The sequence below is a fragment of the Anabaena sp. WFMT genome (genome assembly GCF_051781005.1).
Classification (GTDB): Bacteria; Cyanobacteriota; Cyanobacteriia; order Cyanobacteriales; family Nostocaceae; genus Anabaena.
Genome location: NZ_JBPWOA010000029.1, coordinates 76,892 through 102,227 on the forward strand (window position 1 = coordinate 76,892; position 25,336 = coordinate 102,227).

General features: G+C 36.8%; 20 protein-coding genes. 1 reads left to right on the plus strand and 19 read right to left on the minus strand.

From position 1 onward, the window contains the following. Window positions 1-18 precede the first annotated feature (18 nt). The gene (locus ACSQ6I_RS19485) at window positions 19-1,173 is read left to right on the plus strand and encodes a glycosyltransferase family 4 protein (RefSeq protein ID WP_438891949.1); all 1,155 of its coding nucleotides are present in this window, start codon (window positions 19-21) and stop codon (window positions 1,171-1,173) included. Window positions 1,174-1,244: 71 nt separating this feature from the next. Here the strand turns inward: ACSQ6I_RS19485 and ACSQ6I_RS19490 are convergent, their stop codons facing one another. The 19 genes from ACSQ6I_RS19490 to ACSQ6I_RS19580 all read right to left on the minus strand — a co-directional run bounded on the left by ACSQ6I_RS19490 (window position 1,245) and on the right by ACSQ6I_RS19580 (window position 25,111). Next, window positions 1,245-2,126 (minus strand): aspartoacylase, encoded by an 882-nt coding sequence (locus tag ACSQ6I_RS19490; RefSeq protein WP_438891950.1) that lies wholly within the window; start codon window positions 2,124-2,126, stop codon window positions 1,245-1,247. A 330-nt stretch (window positions 2,127-2,456) separates the two neighbouring features. Next, window positions 2,457-3,890: an O-antigen ligase domain-containing protein gene (locus ACSQ6I_RS19495; protein ID WP_438891951.1), complete on the minus strand. Its 1,434-nt coding sequence runs from the start codon at window positions 3,888-3,890 to the stop codon at window positions 2,457-2,459. Between the two features lie 75 nt (window positions 3,891-3,965). Next, window positions 3,966-4,907 (minus strand): glycosyltransferase family 2 protein, encoded by a 942-nt coding sequence (locus ACSQ6I_RS19500; protein WP_438891952.1) that lies wholly within the window; start codon window positions 4,905-4,907, stop codon window positions 3,966-3,968. Continuing rightward, complete coding sequence (locus ACSQ6I_RS19505) at window positions 4,825-6,027, minus strand: glycosyltransferase family 4 protein (RefSeq protein WP_438891953.1); 1,203 nt, start codon at window positions 6,025-6,027, stop codon at window positions 4,825-4,827. The genes ACSQ6I_RS19500 and ACSQ6I_RS19505 overlap by 83 nt, the downstream gene beginning before the upstream one ends. 29 nt (window positions 6,028-6,056) lie before the next feature. Further along, window positions 6,057-7,046 (minus strand): glycosyltransferase family 2 protein, encoded by a 990-nt coding sequence (locus ACSQ6I_RS19510; protein ID WP_438891984.1) that lies wholly within the window; start codon window positions 7,044-7,046, stop codon window positions 6,057-6,059. A gap of 88 nt (window positions 7,047-7,134) precedes the next feature. Then, entirely contained in the window at window positions 7,135-8,301 is a 1,167-nt protein-coding gene (locus tag ACSQ6I_RS19515; RefSeq protein ID WP_438891954.1) for a glycosyltransferase, read from the minus strand. A 112-nt stretch (window positions 8,302-8,413) separates the two neighbouring features. Then, window positions 8,414-10,243 (minus strand): heterocyst formation ABC transporter subunit HepA, encoded by a 1,830-nt coding sequence (gene hepA / locus ACSQ6I_RS19520; protein WP_438891955.1) that lies wholly within the window; start codon window positions 10,241-10,243, stop codon window positions 8,414-8,416. Between the two features lie 69 nt (window positions 10,244-10,312). After that, window positions 10,313-11,257, minus strand: a complete 945-nt coding sequence (locus tag ACSQ6I_RS19525) for a hypothetical protein (protein ID WP_438891956.1) — start codon at window positions 11,255-11,257, stop codon at window positions 10,313-10,315. A 129-nt stretch (window positions 11,258-11,386) separates the two neighbouring features. Continuing rightward, complete coding sequence (gene hepC / locus ACSQ6I_RS19530; RefSeq protein ID WP_438891957.1) at window positions 11,387-12,142, minus strand: heterocyst development glycosyltransferase HepC; 756 nt, start codon at window positions 12,140-12,142, stop codon at window positions 11,387-11,389. Between the two features lie 1,013 nt (window positions 12,143-13,155). Then, on the minus strand, window positions 13,156-15,387 hold the full coding sequence (locus tag ACSQ6I_RS19535; RefSeq protein WP_438891958.1) for a GumC family protein: 2,232 nt from the start codon (window positions 15,385-15,387) through the stop codon (window positions 13,156-13,158). Window positions 15,388-15,463: 76 nt separating this feature from the next. Then, entirely contained in the window at window positions 15,464-16,564 is a 1,101-nt protein-coding gene (locus ACSQ6I_RS19540; RefSeq protein ID WP_438891959.1) for a glycosyltransferase, read from the minus strand. Window positions 16,565-16,961: 397 nt separating this feature from the next. Then, window positions 16,962-18,275, minus strand: a complete 1,314-nt coding sequence (locus ACSQ6I_RS19545) for an NAD(P)H-dependent oxidoreductase (protein WP_438891985.1) — start codon at window positions 18,273-18,275, stop codon at window positions 16,962-16,964. 2 nt (window positions 18,276-18,277) lie between these two features. Beyond that, window positions 18,278-18,823: a dTDP-4-dehydrorhamnose 3,5-epimerase gene (gene rfbC, locus ACSQ6I_RS19550; RefSeq protein ID WP_438891960.1), complete on the minus strand. Its 546-nt coding sequence runs from the start codon at window positions 18,821-18,823 to the stop codon at window positions 18,278-18,280. A 147-nt stretch (window positions 18,824-18,970) separates the two neighbouring features. Beyond that, entirely contained in the window at window positions 18,971-19,864 is an 894-nt protein-coding gene (locus tag ACSQ6I_RS19555; protein WP_438891961.1) for a phytanoyl-CoA dioxygenase, read from the minus strand. Window positions 19,865-19,948: 84 nt separating this feature from the next. Next, window positions 19,949-20,926: a glycosyltransferase family 2 protein gene (locus ACSQ6I_RS19560; protein ID WP_438891962.1), complete on the minus strand. Its 978-nt coding sequence runs from the start codon at window positions 20,924-20,926 to the stop codon at window positions 19,949-19,951. An 82-nt stretch (window positions 20,927-21,008) separates the two neighbouring features. Further along, a complete protein-coding gene (locus ACSQ6I_RS19565; protein ID WP_438891963.1) occupies window positions 21,009-21,848 on the minus strand; it encodes a phytanoyl-CoA dioxygenase in 840 nt (279 codons plus the stop codon). A gap of 61 nt (window positions 21,849-21,909) precedes the next feature. Beyond that, window positions 21,910-22,911, minus strand: coding sequence for a glycosyltransferase family 2 protein (locus ACSQ6I_RS19570; protein WP_438891964.1), 1,002 nt, complete (start codon window positions 22,909-22,911; stop codon window positions 21,910-21,912). A 51-nt stretch (window positions 22,912-22,962) separates the two neighbouring features. Next, window positions 22,963-23,949, minus strand: a complete 987-nt coding sequence (locus ACSQ6I_RS19575) for a glycosyltransferase family 2 protein (protein ID WP_438891965.1) — start codon at window positions 23,947-23,949, stop codon at window positions 22,963-22,965. 133 nt (window positions 23,950-24,082) lie between these two features. Beyond that, window positions 24,083-25,111: an NAD-dependent epimerase/dehydratase family protein gene (locus ACSQ6I_RS19580; protein ID WP_438891966.1), complete on the minus strand. Its 1,029-nt coding sequence runs from the start codon at window positions 25,109-25,111 to the stop codon at window positions 24,083-24,085. Window positions 25,112-25,336: the final 225 nt, after the last annotated feature.

Genomic DNA, 25,336 nt, shown 5'->3' on the forward strand with positions numbered 1-25,336 from the left:
GCTGTGGAGAAAAATTAAATGAGAATCTTGCATATTACAAATCATCTGCAACAAATCGGTAATGGAATTGTCAATGTAGCAGTAGACTTAGCCTGTTTACAAGCAAAAAACGGACTTCATGTTGCTGTAGCATCATCAGGTGGAGAATATGAAGCATTATTAGCACATCATGGTATTAAGCACTTTACACTAGATCAATCGCGATCGCCACTCAACATGATCAAAGCTGCTTGGCGTTATCGAGAAATTATCAAACAATTTCAACCAGATATTGTTCATACTCACATGATGACAGGAGTTGTGCTGGCAGGAATTTTTAGAAATAGTGGTAACTATAGTTTAGTTTCTACTGTCCATAATGAATTTCAACGTAGTGCAGTTCTCATGGGATTAGCAGATAGAGTAATTGCAGTTAGTCATGCAGTCGCTGATTCAATGATTCGGCGTGGTATCCCAGCCAAAAAGTTGTGTGTGGTTGCCAACGGCACCTTAGGTAGTCCTCGACATAGAAACATTCAAGATTACCAACCCCTAGCACTCCATCATCCAGCTATCACTACTGTAGCCGGAATGTATAGCCGCAAAGGTATTGGTGATTTAATTGAAGCATTTAGCCTCATTGCTCAAGATTTTCCCCAAGCTCATTTATATTTAGTAGGAGACGGCCCAGATCGGCCTATTTTTGAGAAAATAGTCCAAAGTAAAACATTTAGCGATAAAGGACTACACCGACGCATTCATTTTGAAGGTTTTCAAGCAGAACCACAACGCTATATGTTATCAACAGATATCTTTGTCCTCGCTTCACACTGCGAGTCCTTTGGTTTGGTATTAACAGAAGCACGAGAAGCCGGTTGTGCAATTATTGCCAGTGATGTAGACGGCATTCCAGAGACTTTGGATCATCGGCAAGCAGGTATTCTAGTTCCACCTCAAGATAGTCAAACTTTAGCCAATGCCTTAGGGCAATTACTCAGCGATTCCCAGCAGTTGCAAAAGTGGAAATTCCGCGCCCAACAAAACTTAGAAAGATTCAGCGCTGCACGGGTAAACCAGGAAACATTGGCTGTATACAGTGAATTAATGAGAAAATACAATATTCCTAAAGTTATAGAAACAAGAGAATTAGTAGCAGGTAAAAAGGTATTTATATCAAGTTCAGATAATTACTGATTTACCTACTCTGAGAGAGTTTGGATCTAAATTGTATTAGTTGTTAGCACAGAGTGCCGTTAGGTATATGCTTATATATGAATCATATCCTTCTGACTGAGATACATAGCAATTCCTTTTTCATAATAAGCTGCTTCATTAATGAAAATGGGATAAACAGTAGACTCTCCTTCATAAAGAATGTCTCTGTCTTCAAAAGTCAGAAAAATTGGATCACCGGGATGCAAAGGTTGATAATCTCTAAATTGAAGTTGGGGGTGAATCATCGCTTGAATTTCACCTTCTTCATTTCTAGGATAATCAACCATACCAATAGATTTGTAAAAAGTTAGCGTGTTGTTGGTGAGGGTGACTTTACCTTGATTACATTCTTCAAAATAGTTCAAAACATGATAAATAAGCTGTTCTGTTTGTTGAAATAATTGAGCATCTAAAATACCTTGTGCTACAGCACCAACTTCTATGGCAAAACCTAATTTACTTAAAGAACGAAGAAAACCACTATTTTTAGGTTGTTGATGAATATAGATTTTGACTAAAGGATTAATTGCACTTAGATTAGCTGCTAAATGAAGTAATATGGGATGCATATTACTTAAAATAATACATAATCCCATGTTGGCTGTAGTGGTGTGTAAATCAATAATTGCATCTACAAATTCTTGGTTTTTTGGTTGCAGTATTTGCAGAATTTCTTTTGCTCTTAGTTCTTCATAATTAGATGCTATAGTGGCTGCTTGTAAATTATCTCCAGTGAAGCAACGATTTAAATCGGTGTCTATATATCTTCTGCCAGCAACAATAGCTTTAGGATTGCCTAGTATTGCCAAAGTTTCAAAACTTGCTCTGTTGATTAAATTTGGATATTTTTGAAACTTTTTGACTAGATAAGCTCCTGTTAATTCATTACCGTGACTTCCTCCGACAATTGCTACCCGCTTAATTTGATTCATAATTACCCCATGTATAAAAGAGTTTACCATCAAAGCGAAGATATTCTGTTATCCTTTGAAAATACATAACAGTATAGGCTCTAAAAGAGCAGATTAATAAGGGTAATTAGAGGAAAATATGAATAAAAAAATTTCTATTTAAAATAGGCACTTATGGCACAAACAGTATCATGCTATAAATACCTATATTGCACATCATTAATAATAGCGTTAATCGACAAATGACCAATAATTCCTTGATAGTGATTTATCTGTGGGGTCAATCCAAAATCGTTCGACTGAGCGCTCACGACGAAGTCCAAAATCCAAAATTGTCTGACCACTGATGAGCTACATCTTTATACCTTGATGTTGATAGAATTTATGTGCTGCCATAGCCATAGCTAAAAATCCCCACATAATCATGCCTGCTACACTCAACATCCCGCTATAAATAATTAATTGAGCGCAAGAACTGATACTAATAGCACGAGCAGCACTGACAAAACTATCAAAGCCACCTTCAGTATACTTGCTCACATTGATCAGCATCAAGACTAACCCACCAATATAAGGGATAGCACCGAACCAACCTAAGGTGAAAAACATATCTAAAATGCCACTGTCAATGACTATTACTTCTATTTGCCCAGTTTTTTCATTGACTTTCCAGATATTTCCTAAGCCATTACCAACAATATTAGAAAGGGCGAGACTGAGGTTTCTATCATAAGTGGCTGATCTATCTTTAAAGCTACCATCTTCTTCAAGATTAGAAAAACTTTCAAACCTTGTAGCAACAACTTTAGAAATCGGCTCAATAGTCACCAATGGCACAACACACATAGCCATAACTAAAATTATGGTGATTAAGCGCATTTGAATTCTGGTTTTGACCGAACCAAAAATCATTATTATTCCTAATAACCAGCCTCCCCAACTGGTACGAACTTGTGAAAGTAAAAATGATAAGTAACCTACTGCTGAGGCAGGAAAAATCAAAGGGCCTGAACTGGTAAATAATAATAATAAACCTGTTCCCATCACAGTACCAAATGGACCTGGTGAGTGTAGTGTACTCCATACACGCATTCCAAAAGGTATAGGAGATCCTGCACTGGTAAACATTTTTGATTCTATCAACCAGTATTTATCCCACTCAGGAGCCAGCACAAATTGATAGATGCCGTATGCTCCTAAGATGAAAACACACCAAGTAAATACACGCTGAATGTGCTGACGATAACTGGGATAATCTCGCCAATTTGTAAATAAGTGAAAAGCAAAGATAATGGGACTCAGCCAGTCTAAAAAGCCTCGTATGACTGGAAGTGGTTGATTGTAAATCATACCTATCAAAAAACCATAGAAGACCCCAGCAAACGCCAAAACAAAGGGTAAACCTCCTTGCCGAATGGCGCTAGGTAAGTGTTTAACAAAGGTCGCTATGGTTACAAATACCACTAAATAGGGGGCAATCAGCATCTGACGGGTGGGGTCCCAACCAATCCGATAGTCAACTAGACGAGTTAGCAAGGGTGTGAGAAACCAGATCCACCAGGTGAAGCCAATGTAGAGAATGGGATGACGCAGGTATAAGAATATGCCTACTCCTAAAGCGGTTGCGGGAAAAACTACGCGCAACAAGCCAGCAGCACCAGTAAAGTAGCAGGTTGCTGTGAGTAAGAGGAAGCCTAATATGACTACCCAACTTTGTGCTGCCCGATCTTGAGGAGAAAAGTTGGTTTGTGAAAAACTATTAAAAAGTATTTGTTTGGAAATCATGCCATTTTGGATTTTGGATTTTGGATTCTAAAAGGATTTTGAATTTGTGAATTGTGACTATCTCTGAATCCCGATCTAAATTGTCCCTTCTGCCTTTTTCAATTGATTGGTTTGCCATCCTTGCCAGCGTCCACGCAAAGATGCTTGCAATTTTTTACTCACAAGTTTGCCTTGACTGGGGAAAAACCTCAGCCATTGAAATAAGCCTAAACTGTCTCTTGTGCCTACTAAAACTGCCCAGAATAAAAAGACAATCCGACGTAGAGGGGGCAGATGTTCTAATAAAACTACGGTTTCGTTATGAACTAGGTTAATTAAGGCAATTTCATTGAAGTTTTCGCGCTGGTCTTCATCAAAGCGTTGGGCTGGATAGTGGTCTACGGCAACGCTGGGGTCATAAATCATTTTCCAACCTGCCCGTTGAAGAGTTAGGGTGAATGCCATTTCAAAGTTGACCTGTGCGCCTGTACCACGCATTCTTTCGTCAAATCGTAATTTCCCGATCGCTTGGGTGCGAAAACTCATGTTTACACCTTTGAGGATTTCAACTGTGCGGGGTTCTCCTACTCCCAGGTGGTGGTTGCCAATTACTCTTCCAAACCACTGTAAACGCCCTACGACTGAGCAGGAACCAGATTCTATTTTTTCACCCCGGTAGATCCAATCTCGCCCACCAACGCCACCTATGCAACGATCGCTTTGAAAGTGTGCGGTGATTTTTTCTAACCAATCGGGGTGGGGGGCAGCATCATCATCGGTGATGGAAACGATATCACCTTCTACTGCTGCTAGTCCAGCGTTAAGAGCGGCGACTACTCCCGGTTGTGTGACTGTGACAATCTGTAATGGTAGATTGTGGGGGTGAAATTCGCTGAGGAATTGCCGAGTTGCGGTGTCTGTGTCGCGGACTATAGCGATCGCTTGATCAACTGGTTTAGTTTGGGCTTGCAGTGCGGTAAGGCAGCGCGATAGGTCTTGCGGACGGCGATAGGTGGGGATGAGTACTGTGTTCCTCATTTTTAATTAGCTCTTCAAATATATCTACATAGGTTTGGGCCATAGTTGTCCAGCTATGTTGTTCAGCAATGGTGCGGGCTGCTTTACCCATTTGCTGGCGGATTGTGCGATCGCTATTTAGTAACTTCAGCGCATCCGCTAAAGCATCAACATCGTCACAATCAGAGACAACTATTCCACAAGACGGCGTTACCAAGTCAGCAGCACCGGTTGTTTTCGCCGTAATCACTGGTAAGCCTGAAGCCATTGCTTCAATTACTACCAATCCAAAAGGTTCATAACGGGATGGAAAAACGAAAAAATCTGATGCCCGTTGCAGAAGGGGCATATCATGGCGATAACCTAAAAAATGTACCCGTTCACTCAATTGCAATGCGGCAGCCATTTGCGGATAAGGGCTATCTTTGGTTTCACCCACAACCGCCAAATGTAAATCAGGAACGTGAACTAAGGCGTGAAGTACAGTATCCAAATTTTTACGGGAAATACGAATATCTCCCGCAAATAGCGCCAAAGTGACATTTTCTGGTAAACCCAATTCTTGGCGACTAGTCAAACCAGGAGAAAACTCTTGTAAATCAACTCCATTGACAATGACGCGAATCTTAGCACGGGGTACGCCGATGTTGACTAACTCCTCAGCTACGTTTGCAGATACAGCAACGACCACTTGAGTTTGACGAAAAGCCTGTTTTTCCCAATAGGCATTCATCGCAGTATACAGCCATTGGTATAGCCCATAGGCATTTTGAGATGGTGACTGGTGCGATCGCAGGTATCGCCACCATGAACTATGGACAAAATGTACAGCATTGACATCCGTAACACCCATAGTAATCGCACCATTGACTTTAATTAAATCAATTTCCGTGCGATTTTGGCGCAACCAATCACCACTTTTTCTGGCAAATAAAAAGTTGCGGATAAATTCCGTAGGATAACCTTTTACAGGAATCTCCACCCAATCAACCGCCCTATTTTGTTCTAACTCTGGTGCTATTTCACTTGCCAATAATGTCAAATTATGACCACGACGAAGCGCTTCCATCGCAACTTCATAGTTTACTCGTCCCTGACCATCACCTTTCTTAATTTTGTGGGTAACAATACAAAGTCTCACTCACTACCTCTTGCACATTAATTGAATAATTAGGAAACACCCAATATTTTATTAGCTAATCTTGGTGGCACAAAACTGAGCGTCAGAGCAGTTAAAGTTCGCAAATTAAATTTTTGTTCAATCAAAGTTTTCCAAAAATAAGAACGTGCTACTGTTGTTTGTCTATCACCTAGCAATCCAATACCTAAAGTTGTATTAGCTTCTAGCCAGAGATTTTTAAAATGTGCATGAAACTCCTTAAGTCTCACATCTTCCATAAACACTTTATAACAAAACATTTCACTTTTAGCTTTACGAATTTTTGCCTGTACATTGCGTCTACCACTCAGCATTGTATCAGTTTGCTCATGTTCACGATAATAGGTCAATTTTTCTGGACAATAATAAGCAGCATACCCTGATACACAACATAAATAAGTTAAATATAAATCCCACATACCACCAACTTCTGCTGGAATCAAATTCCAATCAATCAAACCATTGCGAATCACACAAGCTGCTGCTGTCGGGATACTTTTATAAATTAACCCAATTTCACTAAAGTTTTTATAGATTCCTGAAACAATTTGATCACGCTTGTAATAGCGTGTATTTTCTTCAGTAACAATGGGTTCAATTTGACTTTGAGAATTGATAATATATTGGTCACAAAAAGCAATAATTAAATTAGAATTAGCCTCTAGCGGTGGTATAAGTTTAGCTAAAAAATCTTCATGCCAAATATCATCATCATGAAGACTAGCAACATATTTTCCTCGTGCCATACTGAAGGCACTCATCTGATTAGTTAACATCCCTAAATTTTCTTGATGCCGATAAAACTTAATCCGAGAATCAGCAAAAGATTCAACTAGCAATTGAGGGTTTTCTGGACTACAATTATCAGAAACAATGATTTCAATATTTTGATATGTCTGTGTCACTGCGCTAGAAATTGCTTGTTTTAAGTATCTCATCCTGTTATAAGTAGGGATAATCACGCTCACTAATGGTTCTGGCAATTCAGAATTAATAGACATCATTCTTAGTCGTTACGTTGTCAAATTTAGCTTCTACTAATCGCCTGATAAAAATTAATATTTATAAATCCACAAATACCAAAAATATTTAAATTTCCAACAACGTTTCTACCTCAACTTTCTTAGTTATTGGCTGTTGGTACACCGTTTCTAAAAAGCGTAATGCAGTCGGGACTGGACTGTAATGCTGAAGCGCCCACAGCCTTCCTTGTAGAGCAATTCTCTCTAAAATTTCTGGTTCATCTGCGATTCTGTCTATAGCTGCTTGTACGTTGTCTAAGTCTATGCCAATATAATGCTGCCAATTCTGAGGCATGACAGGAAGGAAAATGCCATATTTTTCAAAATCCACATGAAAAGTAACACATCCTGCTGCTAACGACTCCCAAAATCGCCAACTATCCCACTGCACAATAGTGTTTGACTTTAACCTCAATTTAGTGATAAAACGCCGAATATTACGACTCATTAAACCGCCTGAATTTTTAGGCCAAGAGGTCACAAAAAAACCACCAAAACAAGCACAAGCCATTGAATCTTTCAGGCGATTATAGTAAGTCGGGTAGTGACGTTTACCAGTTTGTAGCCAGTGTAGATGATGATATGCTTCCGTTGAACAATTAGCAGGATTATCAACACTATTATTGATTTGCCAAATATTGCTAATTTTCGGTATTAATAAATTAGAACTAATATTTCTAACTGGATGACCAGTTCGCCAATGTCGAAAATTGACCAATATCTGACTTTTTCTATCTTGAAAATTTGGTACTGCTTGTAATTCTTGCAATATCCGCTGACTCAAACCAAATGACCAAGGATAAAAGTTATCCAAATAATTTAAATGTCGATTGTAATGAGTCTTTAAAATGAAATCAAATTGCCTATATTCTGGGCGTTTATTGTAATCTTTGTCATTGTCGTTACCATCCAAATAAACAGTCAAGTATTTACGGTTGGCATGAAATAAATTATCTGGCAGAGGATAATTATTATTAAACCAGTTATTGCTAAATACAACAATAGAACAATCATCTGGCTTTATCTCTGGATCATGGCGAAAGAGATATTCTTGTTTTTCGGGTAATTCTTGCCAGTAGTTAATATTTGAGAAAAAGGATACCCCTAATTCTCGAAAACCTTCCGCCAAACAAATAAATAAATGCTGGAACTGATCCTTGCCCTCTTTTTCCTCTCTTGGTAAGCAGAAAAAATATATTTTGCCATTAAAATTAGCCAATTGTTCATATCTCATATTTTTTGCAATTTTATTATTCCAAATAAATAAAGTATCTATCTTTTTATTATGTCAACCTACAAACGAAGATTGACATAAACCTTTACACCATTAAATGTTGAATTATTGTTTATCTCACTTCATTTTGAATTTGATAATATTGCCAAAACTTACCACGTTGTTGACGTAGCTCTTGATATGCTCCCTGCTCCACAATCTGTCCTTGTTCAATCACTACAACCTTATCTGCTTTAGCAATTGTGGAAAGACGATGAGCAATTACAATCACTGTCCGACCCACGGTAAATTTTTCTAACAACTCCTGAATCACCTGCTCTGTGATCGAATCTAAAGCACTCGTTGGTTCATCTAAAATCAAAATTTCTGGATTTCTAACCAAAGCGCGAGCAATAGCAATTCGTTGTTGTTGTCCTCCAGATAATTGAATACCATCAGCGCCAATAACTGTATCCAGACCTTGAGGCAATTTTTCGATAAATTCTAATGCATTTGCCAGGCGCGCTGCTTCTATAATTTCGGTCTCAGTTACGGCTAATGCACCATAAGAAATATTATTGCGGATGGAAGTATTGAAAATAAATGTTTTTTGACTAACTATAGCCATTTTGCGGCGCAGTGAGTCAATTTCAAATTCTCGTAGATTTATACCATCTATGAAAATTTTGCCTTCTATGGGGTCGTAGAACCTGGCTAATAAATCAGCAAGCGTGCTTTTACCACCACCAGATGCTCCCACCAATGCTACCATTTGACCTTTTTCAATAGTCAGCGTAATATCTTTGAGTACAAGTTTATTAGGTTCATAACCAAAATTTACAGCTATTATTTCTATGGCTCGCTGTAATTTATGAAACTGGATATGACCATTTTGAAAGTAATTTTTATCCTCTGTTTTTAACAAATCCTTAATATTTTCTACTGCTCCGGCTTGGGTACTTAAAAAAGCTATCACTCCATTTAAATCCTGAGTCATAGGAACTAAGCGAAACAGCACAAAAAAGAATGTCAATAACGAGGAAACCTCCATTAATCCTGTGACTAGTGCTACTATAATCATCGAGATAAGAATCATAGTAGATAGACTCTCAGCCAGAGGTTTAACTAGCAGAGAAATCCAATAAACACTCTTCCAAGTATTAACTATTTTTTTACTGGCTTGATAATATCTTTGCCGCTCAAATTCTTGAGTAGAAAATGCATGAACTGTGCGTATACCTTCGATAAACTCTAATGATCTGGAAGTAAAATTATCATTAGCTTTAGTAATTGCAAAACTACGCTCTCTAATTTGTTTGTTTAGTGTTGATAATCCTACGGCTAAGAGGCTAAATAATAAGACAGAAACTATTGAGAGTTGCCATGAAAGCACGAATAATGAAACAGAATAAACTATTAGTGTTAAACCTCTAGCAACTAAAAAAGCCATTCCTCCAAAAATTTGTCTAATTCTCTCCATTTCATTTGTGAGAGTATTAATCAATTCTCCAGAACTTTTTTTACCAAAATAACTGAGGCTTTGAGCCGCTAATTGTTCAAAAATTCTTTTACGGAGATTATCTACTAGATTTATTTCACTAAACTGGATGCAAATTTGTCCCATATAGTTGAACGATGCACGCATACAGGTTGTGATAATAATTAAAGCCGATACGCGATATAATCGCTCGGTGGCTGAAGCATTAATTCCTAAAATGAAAATATCAAACCAGCCAATACCTGTTTTTACAGGTTCAGAACCGGGAGTAGTTAAACTTTGCAAAAATATCAATAAAAAACCTAAACCAAACCCCTCAAAACTGGCTGCTAAAGCTGAAAAAATAATAGCTAAACTTGCTACAAGTCGAAAATGTTTAAACTCTCGTAAGATTAAATGATAATTTTGCCAAAAATTTGTGGCTTGCAAGATTTTCAAAGTTGATGAAGGAATTTTAAGATTCATAAAAATTTTGAACATTACTTTTGAGAATTAAGCACATAAAGCTCAATGAAAAGATAATAATTAATATCCTTACATGGGAGAGCGACGGATAAAACGCCCAACAGCAGATCCAAAAAGAATTTCAAATTGTTGCCATATTAATTTTGCTGTTGAATACAACTGAATAGGTGTTTGGCTATGTCGCCAATACAATTTATCAGTAATAGTTGGTGAGTTACCTTCTAAAGCACTAAAAATCAGTTTCTTGCGCCAAGGTTTAACATTTGGTACGGTTGCATGAGACATGATAGTACCACCAGGAACAAAATCCATTCCATCAGGACCAACCGTACTCAAAGGATAACTAGTCAACATCAATGCTAAATTTAAATAAGTCTGATCTCCATACAGATACGGATAAGTATGGAAAGTATGATCAGCATAAAGATCCTCTAAATTGGCATATCCTGCCATTTCACCCAATTCTTCTAATTTCTGCCAAAGTGTTAGTATAGATTTATGGTTTTTATGAATACCAATGAAGCCACTATTGTAGTGATAATCTAACTCACGTTCACAAAATAAACCGTTATCTTGAGCAAATTCTTTCCATCCTAAACGTCTGGGATGATTAGCAGGAACAAGATACCAAGAATCACCACAAATAGCTATTCCACGACTAACCCAATTTTCGTAAAAAGTCCAACTACACTTATTGACAATATCAGGATCAAAATAAAATAATGCATCAATATCTGGGCAGAAGTTTTCCCACAATTGAGACATAAAATCAGGTTTGTAAAAACCTAAATGTTTGCGGGTTGTTAGCTTTACAAACCGAATCGCGCAACCTTCCGCTAGAGAAAACTCTTGATAACCATTTCCTGCTTGAAGAGACTTAGCCCAAGGTGGTAAATTACCACGATAACCAGCCCAAAATATTCCTCGAAAACCGTGGTGATACAAGGAATTTACTAAAGCGCCTACACCATAATGATAGTCTTTTTCAAAAACGGTACAAATTGCTGTTTGCATGATAGTTTTTATTTTTAAGGTAAGTACATAATTCTTTGCTTAAAATACTAAAACAGGAAATAATTATCAGTTAGATAAAAACATCCTAGTATGCAATATATAATGTTACTAGGATGTAGCCAGTTTAATTTATGACAACCTAGCTGGTTTTAATTTAGTCTCTACTTGCCACAATTTTATTAATCCTGGTAGTTTAGATAAATGTTGTTTTTGTCCTTCTAAACTTAGCTTGATTGCATCATCTAAAGACCAACAACGATACCCTAATAAACTCATTTCTCCCTTAATCACGTTGAATAACATGGGTAAATTTTCCAGACTATATTTAGTCATCCATAATTCTAGTGGTATAAAATTTTGTTTTGTATTTGTGCAGAATTTTATGGTTTGAAAAAGTTTACCTCTTTCTCCAATATGCCACTCATAGGAAAATGGTAATTCTGAGGATTGAATTCCTATGAGTATAAATAATCCCAGCATTAAAGGACTAATTAATACCAGTAAAATGAAAGCTAGAATCCAGTCAGTTATTCGTTGTATAATTCTCAATATTTGGTTGTCTGATGTTGATAATTGATGCCCAGATGGTAGACGAAGAAATATTGGTTTCTGAGCTTTTTTACAAGCATCTGCCCAAAATCGTAGTGCATTATCACCTAGTTTTGGATCTATAGTTACCAACATCACTGGAGAATTTTTTAAACACTCTACCAATAATCGTTCGTTATCTAGTGCAGGTAAATATGGTTGTTGCAATTTTCCAGGAGATTTCACCAACAACTGACCCCTACGCCATTGAAGTGAGCAGTATTGGGAATGATAATTTTGTGTTGGCTGGGCTATAGTGTAATTATCCTGTAAACTGGGAATGAGTGAAGTTGTCATATTTCTGTGAATTTATACAGTAGTAAATTACTGACTTGATAATAGAAGTTTGGCAGTGTTTATGGGTGTTAAACTTAAGTAGAAGTTGCTAGGAAAAAGCCTTTTAGACTTAAGTGAATACCAATAGATAAGAACTACGACGTAGATTTATAAGAAACAGTTTTTTTTGCATCCTCCTAACGAATTATTCTTCTGGTCTTTCTATCAACTATTTGGTGTAATTCTGTAGGTATAAAGATGTACAGAAAGCAAAAATAAGAGTTAGGCGAACAGCAATTAAGATAAATGGCGAGTTAGGAAACTTGGTATTTTCTTTAGGGATGTGTAGAGGTCAATTATCCCGTTAAATTATTGCTATGCTGATGTATTTCTGTCTATTTAATTTCTAGACATCTATCACAAAACTGGTCTAATTTTACTTTTACAGCTTTTACAGCTTTTACAGCTTTTAGTTTTGTCCTCAATTTCTAGAATATAAGAACCAACAGAAATAACTAATGATTAAATCAATTCTTTATTTACTCTTTAAATAAAACTGGAATTTTCAACAAAAATATTAAGCTATGATGAATTGATCTAGTTAAACATAAAAAAGTTACAATTATTTGTAGCTATTAACTAAACTTATTTTTTGTATGATTGACAATCAATTAATGTTACATATTTTACTGAAAAAAGCTGATCCTTGTTGGAGTTTGAAAAGATTTAGCTGATCAAATTCAGAGGTTATATTTCTTACTATTTCTGTTGATATATAACTTCTTCCTGATTTAAAAAATCCTTATGATGCATATTCGTAGCTTGTTTCCCTGATTTTTTTTCCCTGTCATAAACATCTCAAAGAATTGAATAATTGATTTTTTCAAAATTCTTCAATTCTCAGATTAACTGATTGATTAAATTTATACTTGCTCAAAAAGCACACTACAGGAGCCAGTCATCTAAAATTAGTCTGACTCCTGACTCCTGAATGATTTTTTGATAAATAGAATGATGCCGTGGAAATCATTTAACTATTTTTCCACAATCTGTTGCAGCACCAATTGTTGTTGCTTGACATAGGGGACATAAGTGCTATCAGAGTTAGATACTCCATTAGCCACAATTCCAATCAGATTTAACTTGCTTAACATAGCGGTAGCTTGGGCTAAATTGTTGCGTGTCACCCTACCAATACTGGCTACCATGACCACACTACGACAAGATGATGCTGTGAGCATAGCATCCACTAAACCGAGAACTGATGAAGAGTCTATAAGTACCAAATCATAGTTTTCTTCAAATGCTGCCATCAACTGCATCATGCGTGGGGAACTTAAAAGATGAGCAGGATCTACAGGTATGGGGCCAGCCGTCAAGATGTCGATATAGGATGAACCTGAGTATTGAACTCCAATCTGTTGAGGAAGGTCAACATCACTAGCTAAGAGTGTGGAAAGCCCTTGTTCATTAGGAAGATTAAGCTGTTTGTGCAGGCTTGGATCTCGTAAGTTGGCATCAATTAGTAGTACCTTTTTGTGTAACCGGGCTGCACTCATGGCTAGACCTAAAGCCAAAGCTGATTTACCCTCATCTGGCAGTGCTGATGTTACCATCAATGATTTCAAATCAGATACACTATTGAGAAGTTCTATATTTTTATAAATCAGGTCTAATGATTCCCAACGTGGTGGTGATTGCAATACTTGAATTGTCCAGGGAGCAAGAACTTCGGGTTTACCAAATGGCAATTTGATGATTGATTCTTTGGGTTTAGCTGGTGGTAACTTGGGTGTTGTGCCTAATAATGGGAGGGCAACTTGTTTCTCTAATTCAGCGGTAGTATGTACTGAATCATCAGATGCTTCTCGAATAAAGGCAGCAATGCCACCTAACATTAATCCGACTACGGCACCTAATAAGAGATTTTGTTTGAGGTTGGGTCCTAATTGTGTGCCTTCTTGGGGATCTTCGACCACTTCCCAATTAAATCCACCTTTGGATAGTTCCTGCCGCAATTGCTGTTCTGCACGCAATAATTGCTCCATTCTTTCCCGGCTAAATTGTAATTGGGGAAGTATGCGGTTGTAGTAGGCCAAGAGGGAGGGGAAGCGTTTTAGTTGCGATCGCAGTTCTTTCTCTTTTTCTGCTAGAGTTTGATCACGCGCACTCAGAGAAACTATATTTGTCTGGGTTTCTACCAACTCACTGGTGAGATTAATGTCAATTTCTCCCAGCTGTCCTTGTTCGAGCAGGGTTTCTCCAAGACCAAATGCACTAGTAGACCGTCCACCTAAGGTTCTACTAACTTCTTTTTGCAAAAGTTCTTTTTGACTTTGAAGTTGTTCATTCAGTTTCTGCACACCAGGAGTGTCATCAGTGAAGCGTAAGCGTTCTGTGGCTAAAGCTAGTTCGGTTTTTTGAATTTCGTTGAGTAAGCCTTGATAGCGTGTGGACTGACTCAAACGAGAAGAAACTAAAGCATTTTGTGGAGAACGATTGAGTTGTACTTGTAAAGATTTTTGTTTAGCTAAAGCTTCTTCATATTGAGAACGAGTTGTTTGTCGTTCTCGCTGAATAGTGTTTAAAGTTTCTTCAATTGCTTTGGCTTGTAATTCTGGATCAATTAAATTTTGGTTTCTCCGAAATCGTTGGAGATTGCTTTCAGAAGCATTCACTTCATCACTGGCTTTTCTCAATTGATCTCTGATAACTTGCAGACCTTTTTGTAAACGCGAATCCTGTTGTTGTTTGTTATATTCTAAATAAACTTGCCGAATGGCATCTAGGACTTTTTGCGTTTTTTCAGGATTAGTATCTGTATAGTCAACTTGGAAAATTTTAGTGGCGACATTATCTTCTTTAGTCCTGAGTTGAGTTAAGACTAAGGATTTTTTAATCTCCTCTACAGTAACACTGGGATATTCAGCTTTAAGTTTATCAACTGCTTTTTGAATCAACCCAGAACTCTGCATCAGATTAAGTTGGGTTGCTGTATCGACAACAACGTTAGAGTCAGTAAACTGATTTTCTACTGCATCTCCTCCTTCTTTTTTACCTTGATAGTTAGGTTCTACTAACAATTGCATGGTACTTTTGAAGGTGGGATTTGTCTTTAAAGTAATGATGCCAGCCAGAGCCGTAGAACTTAAAAATGCTAATAAAAACCAGGGAAATCGCCGGAGAAATACGGCAAACATTTGTCCATAACTTGGTTCTGTATCTGCTACTGAAGTGATGTGGGGATTAAGACTAGTTTGAACCACGTTTATTATCCTTGTTGTGCGAGACGCTATGTGTAGCTTGTTTCCTCTGAGAGGGACAGCTAACCAATTAAATAAATTAAATAAATGAGCGATGCACACCAGAAGCTTGAACAATAATTTGCTCAACCTTACTAAAGAATGCCTGTTCTGAAAAATTATTTACGGCATGATTACGAATATTTTCGTAATTCCAAGATATTCCTCTAGCTTCTAATAATGCGGCTTGTAGAGAATCAGGTGTTTGTCTATTAAAGAAAACCCCAGTTTTACCAGGTATCTGAGTATCTAATACCCCACCGGCTCCATAGGCTATGACAGGTGTTCCACTAGCATTTGCTTCTACTGGAACTAAACCGTAGTCTTCTAAAGCAGCAACAATAATGGATTTGGCTTGAGAAAATAAGTCCTTACGTTTGCTATCACTAACGTGACCTAAGAATTCGACATTGCCCAATGCCTTGGATTTTAACCGTTCTAGTTCGGGTCCGTCACCTGATATTAATAAATGCCACCCTAACCAGTTGAAAGCCTCGATTATTATATCAAGACGTTTATAACTTATCATCCGGGCAGATGCCAAGTAGTATTCTGCTTTTGTATCTGAAAAAACAAAGTTGCTGGTATCAATTGGATAGTTAATTACAAGTGCTTGTTTACCATAAATTTTTTGAATACGACGGGCGACAACGCTGGAATTAGCAATGTAGAGGTCTGGTTCTTGAGAATATTTCAGGTCTACATTTCTCATGAGTTGAAATATTTTTTCAATTAACGGAGCAAAAAACCGATAGTCTCCATACTCTCGTAAATAGGTTTCTGTATCCCATAAAAAACGGGTAACATTATGACAAAAGCAAATGTGGCGTGCTTGCGATTTTTTTCTAACTGCTTTGGCAAAACTGGTGCTACTACTGATAATTAAATCGTAGTCTTGTAGATTCAAAGACCGAAATGCAGGAAAGTAAAGGGGAGCCATTAAACGGAAATGCTTTGCTGCACCAGGAATCTTTTGCAAAAAAGTTGTCTTAACTATGCGCTCACTAAGATCAATAGTTTTTTGCGGATCGTATAACGATGTGAAAATGTCCGCTTCAGGGTAGCGTTTACAAAGCAATTCAAACACACGCTCTGCCCCACCGCGCTGGGTTAAATAATCATGGACGAGAGCAATTTTCATGGATGATGCCTTATATTGCAATGTTGATTAAATTCTGGGTTGGTTAGCAAGTATTTACAGATATGTTTATAACAGTCTGCTGTCTTTACTAAACCCATCTGTAGGAGGTTGTGGCGATTTTTTATTTTGGATAATGCCCTTGTATAGATATGAAAAATCTGGAAGATTTACTTATTTTTGATATTAAAGATAGTTAAGTAAATTACCGATAAAATAAGTTACTTTCTATTGACAAAGAACAAGTAAATACTATCAATTAAAATTTTGAGTCCCTATAAATAAGAATCAGGGGTTGAATAAGAATATCAGGATTTTTTTTTACTGTTCGCTCATTTTGAACTAAATTATATCTAGCTTAAGGGTGATAACCACCCCCAAGCTATCAATCAATTAAAAACTATTTTGCAAGTATCAAGGTTTTTGCAGGAGCAAAATAAGTTGTTTGTTCAGCACGTAGTTTGTCGCAAAGTCTACCTTCAGGCAATTCCACATCGTCGTAGGTGAGGACTTGATCTTTAGCCAGATCATGCTTTAAGCGACATCCTTCTGCTATTCCCATTGGCAGTAAATTTTCTTGTTTGACAATTTCTGCGTTTTCACATTGTCCATAGGTCATGTAATAACCAATGCCATCAAGGGTTTCTCCAGCTTTGAGGTCGATTTTGGCAGTAGCGACGACATCGACAACGGGGCCTGCTATGGGTGCAAGAACAGCATCATGGAAGAGGACTGCACGCGCTACGGAGAGGGGAACTTCAAAATGGCAGAGGTGATAGGGGGTGTAGAAGCTATAGAGGGGGCCTTCACCGAGTTTATAGAGGTTAAGATAATGGCGTTGTTTGGGGTCGTCGTGGGTGGCAAAGACAAAGACTCCTGGGCTTGGTTTTGTGCCGACGACATAATCAACGATGCCACCTAATTCTTTGAGTTGGTCAACATCGTACATTTTGGTCATTTCATCGACATGACCTGTGTAGTCATATCCCAACATTCCGCGTTTTGCTACTTTCATGTTTGTAGCATTGGCAACTATTGCTTGCTCAAAAGAAATTTTTGTGCCGTCTGCAAAGCTTGTTACCATAGCGGGATTTTGACCCCAGCGTTTAGCAAAGCCTTCTTGGGTGGTGGGGTTGCGGTAGGGGTCTTGTAGACCTTTGATGTTGCCACATAATAGGGGGGTTAAGCCGATGCTTTTGACGAAGCGGTACAGGTTCATTTCTACCCCTGGTTGGTCGCCGTCGCAGGCTGTGAGGATGACTCCAGCGCGGTCTGCATGGACTTTGAGGATGGGGCCAATTGTGCCGTCGAGTTCGGCGTTCATCAAGATGATATGCTTTTGATGAGCGATCGCACTCATGACCAAATGAGCCGCAAATTCGATTGTGCCGGTGACTTCAATAATTGCCTCTATGCCTTCGGCTTCGCACAGCAACATGGCATCTTCGGTGACTGCATACTGCCCTTGTGCGATCGTATCTTCTAAATCAGCTAAATTAGAAACAACCCGAATATCCTCAATTCCTGCTTCTAAATAAGCTCGTTTAGCTGTATCAATATGGCGATTAAAAATAGCAACTAACTCCATTCCCGGCACGGAATTGATAATTTGATTAGCAATTCCACGACCCATAAAACCAGCACCAATCATCGCCACTTTAACTGGTTTACCCAAAGCAGCACGGGCTTCTAAAGCTTTATCTACAATAATCATCATTAAACTCCTATTAAAATAGATTCTAGTAAAGGCCAATTCCGATCTTTATCAGACATTTCCGTCACACCCAAAGGCCAAGAAATTTCTAAAAGTGGATCATCATAACGCAAACCACGCTCATATCCAGGAGTGTAAAATTCACCCACTTGATAGACAACTTCTGCACCATCTGTCAAAGCTTGATAGCCATGAGCAAACATTTCTGGTACATATAAAGCGCGACGATTTTCCGCAGTTAGTTCTACACCAATATGCGATAGATAAGTTGGAGATTCAGGACGCATATCAATAATTACGTCATAAATAGCCCCTTGAGTGCAACGAATTAATTTCGTTTCTGCGGCAGGAAGAATTTGATAGTGCATTCCCCGCAAGGTGCCTTTTTGATGATTAAAAGACAGGTTACATTGGGCAACCGTTGACTTTAAGCCGTGGTCTGCAAATTCTTGAGCGCAGAAAGTCCGAGCAAAGAAACCACGAGAATCTGACTTTTCTTCTAAGTCAATAATAAAAGCACCAGAGAGATTAGTGGATGTAAAAATCATGGGTTGCTATGATAATAATGTCTAGTGAAAACAGAGTTGATTGAAAGAGTTTCATTAAGAGTGATAAATCCTAATTGAAACTAGTATATGATAATAGAAATAAAGCTACTATCAAAACTCAAAAAACATTGCTTATATGTAGCGGTATCAGCCATCTATAGCAGTGAGAGATTCTGAACTTTTTGGCACGGATGATAAATGATTATTTAACTCCTGATCATATTCCCCAGATAAATTTGGTTTGGGAAAAGAATCATCCCAGAAATGATTACAAAGTTGTGGTTGTTTAGGAGGGTTAGCAGTGTAGGCAAAAAATAATGTTGACCGTTCTTGAGTGCGGAGAGTGCCATGATGTAAAAGTCTTCTGGTATCAACAATAATTACTGTACCTGCTGGACCAGGGCAAGACTTCCAAGCTGATTTTGGGATAATTGGATTTAGTGTTTCATCGTTTATTCCTCCTGATGTATTAATCTTAGATTTAATTCGATAACAATTAGGATGATATGGAGAAGTATAAGACAACGGTACATATTCAAATGGCCCATGTTTTTCTTCTACATCATTTAAATAAACGATGACTTTGATAACTCGACGGTCTTCTATATCTCTATGCCATAGTAATGTGGCAAACTGATCTTTATTAGGAAAGTCTTTACGTAAATGTACACCATGAAAGGCAATGGGAAGACCAATGTAGTTTTCGATAATGCTGATTAATCTTGGTTCTCGTCCCCATGTAGAAAATTGTGGTAAATCTGTAACCGTATAAATTGCTGGTGGATTCTGGTCTGAAGAATTGGAGTTATTCTTAACCAGACTTGGTAATAAATAATAAGCAGAATTAAGCAGTTGTGAAGTAGAGCTTAATCCTAAATCTGTGAGATTTGTAATGCAAATATAATCACGTTTGAGCGAGTCAAGAATTGGGCGATCGCATTCTGCTAATGCAGGTAAATTTTTACGATGCTTAACTAATGCCATTCTGTACTTCAACTCATAACTTAATGCTGATGTTTTGGCTTTAATTTTGTTGAGCATGACATGAATCCTTGCTTCATTAATGATTTATGAGATGTCGAAAAATTGATAAATATTTCATTATCAATAGGTATACACAAGCTTCTATTGATTTCTAACATCACTTATCTGTGAGGTTGTATCTTCTATTTTATGAGAGGCAATAGTGCTTTCTAAAACTGATACACTTACTAAGCCAAGATAAGGGATTATGGTGGTAACTGCCATAATTGGCCATCTTTTCAAAGCCCCAAATAGAACTCGCCAATTATTACTTTTAAAATGCTGAATAACTAATTGATTACAAAAATCTTTAGGATATCCTACCTCATTGAGCTTGATATTAATTTCTGGCGAATACGTATATTGCATTTTTAGTAATACCTTAGGTTTTAGCATCCAATGACTAGCACCAAAAGCATTTTCCAAATAAGCATCTTTAGTTATTTTAACGCTGCCATGACAAGCACAAAAACCAGTTAAATAGACCTGGTAATCTAAGTTATTTAAACCTTCAGACCATTTTTGTAGAGCATTTTGAGCTAATTCTGTTCTGTATATTTGAGCAGACATCAGTTGTACACCAGAGCGATTTTCTTGTATACAACGTTCAAATGCTGCTTTGCCATTATGCTCAACCTGTTCATTATCAATTTCATAACAGCGTTGATATAATAATTCACCCGTTACTTCATGACGACAGGAAAAATTCAATATCAGTAAAGTTAAATCTGGCTCTTGCTTCAAGGTTTTAACTATATAAAATATTGCATTATCAGCAATGATGTCATCATCACTAATAGTCCAAACATATTTGCTTGCTGCTGCTTGTATACAATAAGCAATATTTTTCATAACACCCAAATTTTCGTGATTCTTATTGTTATGAAATACTATATCTGGTAAAGATGACTGCCATTTTTTAATTATTTCTTGTGTATTATCTTCTGAACAGTTATCAGAAACAATAATTTCACATTCAGATTCAAAACCTTTGATAGATTTAGCCAGCCATGCTAATTGTTTATCTAGCAATGCAGCACGATTATATGTAGGAATAGAAATAGTAAGTAATTTATTCATGGTATTCACAGGAAATCAGGTTAAACAAAGAAAGTATTAGATTAATACTCATTATTAAGTATTAACTTTCAGCAAAACTGTATTAGTGCCTATTTATTTGTTGGCTTAACTGTGGTCTAGCAAAAGTATCATCATTATATTGTCTACAAAGTTCTGGACGCTTTGGTGGGTTAGCTGTATAAACAAAAAATAGTGTTGATCGCTCTTCTGTTCTCACAGTTCCATGATGTAAAACATTTCTTGGATCTACAAAAATTACAGTTCCAGCTTTTCCAGGACAAGATTTCCAAGCTGACTTGGGTATAATTTCCATCAATTTTTTATCATCTATTCCTAAATAATTAGACCTCCAAAGCATATAATCGACTCGATAATAATTTAATCTCTCTACAAAACTAGAAGGTGTTGGTACATATTCAAAAGGCCCATGTTTTTCAGTTACATCATTTAAATAGATGATGACTTTAATCATGCGTCTATCTTCGGAATCTTTATGCCATAGTAGTGTTTGTAGTTGCTGCTCATTAGGGAAATCTTTACGCACATGGACACCATGAAAAGCTATAGATAGTCCTATATAATTTTCAATGATTTTTTGTAGCCTTTCTTCAATTCCCCAGCTAAAAAATTCTGGTAAATCTGTAACCGTATAAATTTGCGGCAACTTATAACCTGTATGGATATCTCGTGGAGTTTCCATACTTGTTGTATAATTCTTAGCAGCAGCTAAGATTTGTGTTGTTGATGGTAATCCTAAATCTTCTAAGGAGGTGATATAAACACCTTGCAGTCTTAGAGTTTCAGCAATTAAGTGATCGCGTCCTTGTAGTGCAGGTAACTTACTCTTATGCTGCCAAAGTTGAGTTCTGTAAACTAACTCATTTCCTAATGCAGAAATTTTGTCTTTAACACTATTAAACATAACATAACTTCCTGATGATTGAATAAATAGTGTAATGCACCTATTTCCAGTAAATTACTACTCATATTTTTTTGATTTCTTGAGTAGATACATCAAGCATTTCTACCGTTTTGAATTCCCTAATTGGTATTATTTCAAAGGCAGATAAACTGACTAAAGCCAAAAAAGGAACTACTGTTTTGATGGCGGGAAAAGGCCATCTTCTTAAAGCACCTAAAAAAACTTTTAAATTTACTTCCCGGAAATTCTGCAACATCATTCGACGGCAAAATTGAGAAGAATATCCAATTTCTTCAAATTTTAAAATCACTTCAGGGATGTGTTTGTATTGCATTAATAGTGCAGACCTTGGCTCTTTTTGCCAATGACTCACACCAACAATACATTCTAGATAAATATCTTTAGTGACAATAACTTTGCCCTGAGTGGCACAATAACCAGCAAGATAAGCTAAAGATATCCAGTTATTAATTGCATCAGGCCACATTCTTAGGGCGCTTTTCACTAAGTCCGTCTGGTATATTGTTGCAGTCAGAAAAATTACTGCACCAACACTTTTTGCATAACAATGTTCAAAGGTGGCCTTACCATCACTTTCACCATCTTCTCTCTCAATATCAAACCAGCGATTACCAACTATTGTAGGAGGATGAACAGGTTCACCAGTGATTTGATTTCTACCAGAGAAATTCAGGAACAACAATGATAAATCTTCATTTTGCTTAATTTTATTAATTACATAAGCAACTGCTTTTTCTTGAATTGGATCATCATCACCAATTGTCCAAACATATTTACTGGTGGCAGCATTTAGGCAGTAGAAAATATTTTTCATTACGCCTAAATTTTGAGAATTTCTATTGGCTTTAAAAGTTATATTGCTCAATATATTTTGCCATTTTTTGATGATTGATGGCGTGTGATCAGTAGAACAATTATCAGAAACTAAAATTTCACACTCTGATTCAAATCCTTTGATAGCTTGGGACAACCAAGTTAACTGTTTATCCAGTAACTCGGCTCGATTGTATGTAGGAATTGCAATTGTCAGTATTTTAGTCATGTTCAATCAGTATTATAATTTTATTAAATTGACTAGATGTAGATATCACTATTAACCCTCTTCACTTAAAGAAGTAATCAATTGTGGTTCAATATCATTATTTTTTCTGGAAACAAAGATGAGTCTATAAGCAGATTGGCAGATCAAAGACCAGTAATAAACCATGACCCTCATCGCTAAAAAAGGCCATCTTCTAAAACCACCTAAAAAGATTCTCCAGTAATTTAACTTGACTAGGTTTCTTAAAATTTTTCTTTGACAAAATTTATAGGAATAACCTATAGTTAAAAGCTTTAAATAAACTTCAGGTATGTAGATATACTGCATCATTAATGCTAATCTTGGATCTTGATCTAAATGACTAGCGTGCATTGTGCATTCTAAATAATTATCTTTAGTGACTATGACACTTCCATGTAAGGCACAAAATCCTGTCCAATATGCTTGAGATGCCAAGTTTTTAGCAGAAGTTGGCCAAGTTTTTAAAGCACGTTGTACTAGTTCTGTTTTATAAACTACTGCTGTCATGAAAAGCACGCCACCAAAGCTTTCCTGTAAATAACGTTGAAATACATTTCTGCCATTAGTAACTGGCTCATTAGTATTACTTTTAAACCAATGTTCGACAACTATTTTATTTGTTCGTTTATCACGACCAGAACAATTTAAAAACATTAATGTTAAACTTGGATGCTGCTTGAGTGTAGTTAATAAATAAGCCAGGCTTCTTTCTTGAATTGGATCATCATCACCAACAGTCCAAACATACTGACCACTAGCAGACTGTATACAAAAAGCAATATTAGGCATTAAACCTATATTTTTACGATTCCTATTATTGAGGAATACGGTATTACTAAGTTGGGCTTGCCATTTATTAATTATTTCTTGTGTATTATCTTCTGAACAGTTATCAGAAACAATAATTTCACATTCAGATTCAAAACCTTTAATAGATTTAGCCAGCCATGCTAACTGTTTATCTAGCAATGCAGCACGATTATAGGTAGGAATAGCAATGGTAAGTAGTTTGTTCATGGTGGTATTTTCATCCTGAATTCCTGGTATGAATAAAATGAGTGAAAAAAGATATTGAACTTATAGACACTTCCGAATCAAATAGAATTGATTCGGAAAGTTTAATTAATTTACTGATTCGACAATACAAGAACTAATTTTTAGCCCAGAAAAAATCTTGGTCAATTTGTTGAGTACGAATCAGATACTCTAACTGTTTTAAGCGTGTAAATCCTCGGAATAAGAAAGTATCTTCAGTCATATCAATTTGACTGAATAAATCAAATAATTGTTGAGCGCCGAGTTGAGCATTCCAATCACACTTGAATCCTGGCAAAATCGTATTGATTTTTTCAAAAGATACTCGATAACTGCGATTATCTGAACCGTTATTACCAAAAGATAATCTACAACCAGGGAAAGCATCAGCAATAATTTCTGCGATTTCTTTAACTCGATAATTATTAGCTGTATCTCCCACATTAAAGATTTGATTGTGGACAATATCTCTAGGCGCTTCTAAAGCACAAACAATAGCTTTACAAATATCCAATGCGTGGACTAATGGCCGCCAAGGTGTACCATCACTTGTCATTTTAATTTCTTTAGTAGTCCATGCTAATCCTGACAAATTGTTTAAAACAATATCAAATCGCATTCTCGGAGAAGCACCAAAAGCGGTAGCATTCCGCATAAAGGTGGGAGAGAAATCATCATCGGCTAATGGTTGGACATCTCTTTCTACTAATGTTTTACATTCTGCGTAAGCTGTTTGAGGATTAACAGGTGATTCTTCTGTGACATCATCTTCACTCGCAACGCCATAAACACTGCAAGAAGACATATAAACAAAACGACGCACACCTACTGTTTTGGCTAAGTTAGCCAAACGAACTGAACCTAAATGATTAATTTCATAGGTAATGTTAGGTGCTAATTGTCCTGTAGGATCGTTGGAAAGTTCTGCCATATGCACTATTGCTTCCACACCCTCTAAATCTTCAGGAATAATATTCCGAATATCTTTGTTGAGGGTTTTTGCTGTTACATCAGTTCCGTTATATAGCCAACCAACTTTATAAAAACCAGTATCTACGCCAATAACTTCATGACCTCTAGCAATTAACAAAGAAGGTAGTAAGGAACCAAGATATCCTTCTGTTCCTGTTACTAATATTTTCATTTTTCTCAAATCCTTGTGATTGATTAATTTAGTTTTAGTCAGTTGGGAGTGGTATTTATCTTGAAGATTTCTCTACTCCATGAAACTGTTACAACTAATTTTTGCAAGTATCAGTGTAATTCACAATTCAATTATTGGTTAATGATCGGCATTTTAAATGCTACAAATCCAATATTGAATCATTGAATTTAATACAATACAGCACAAATATAGATATCATATATA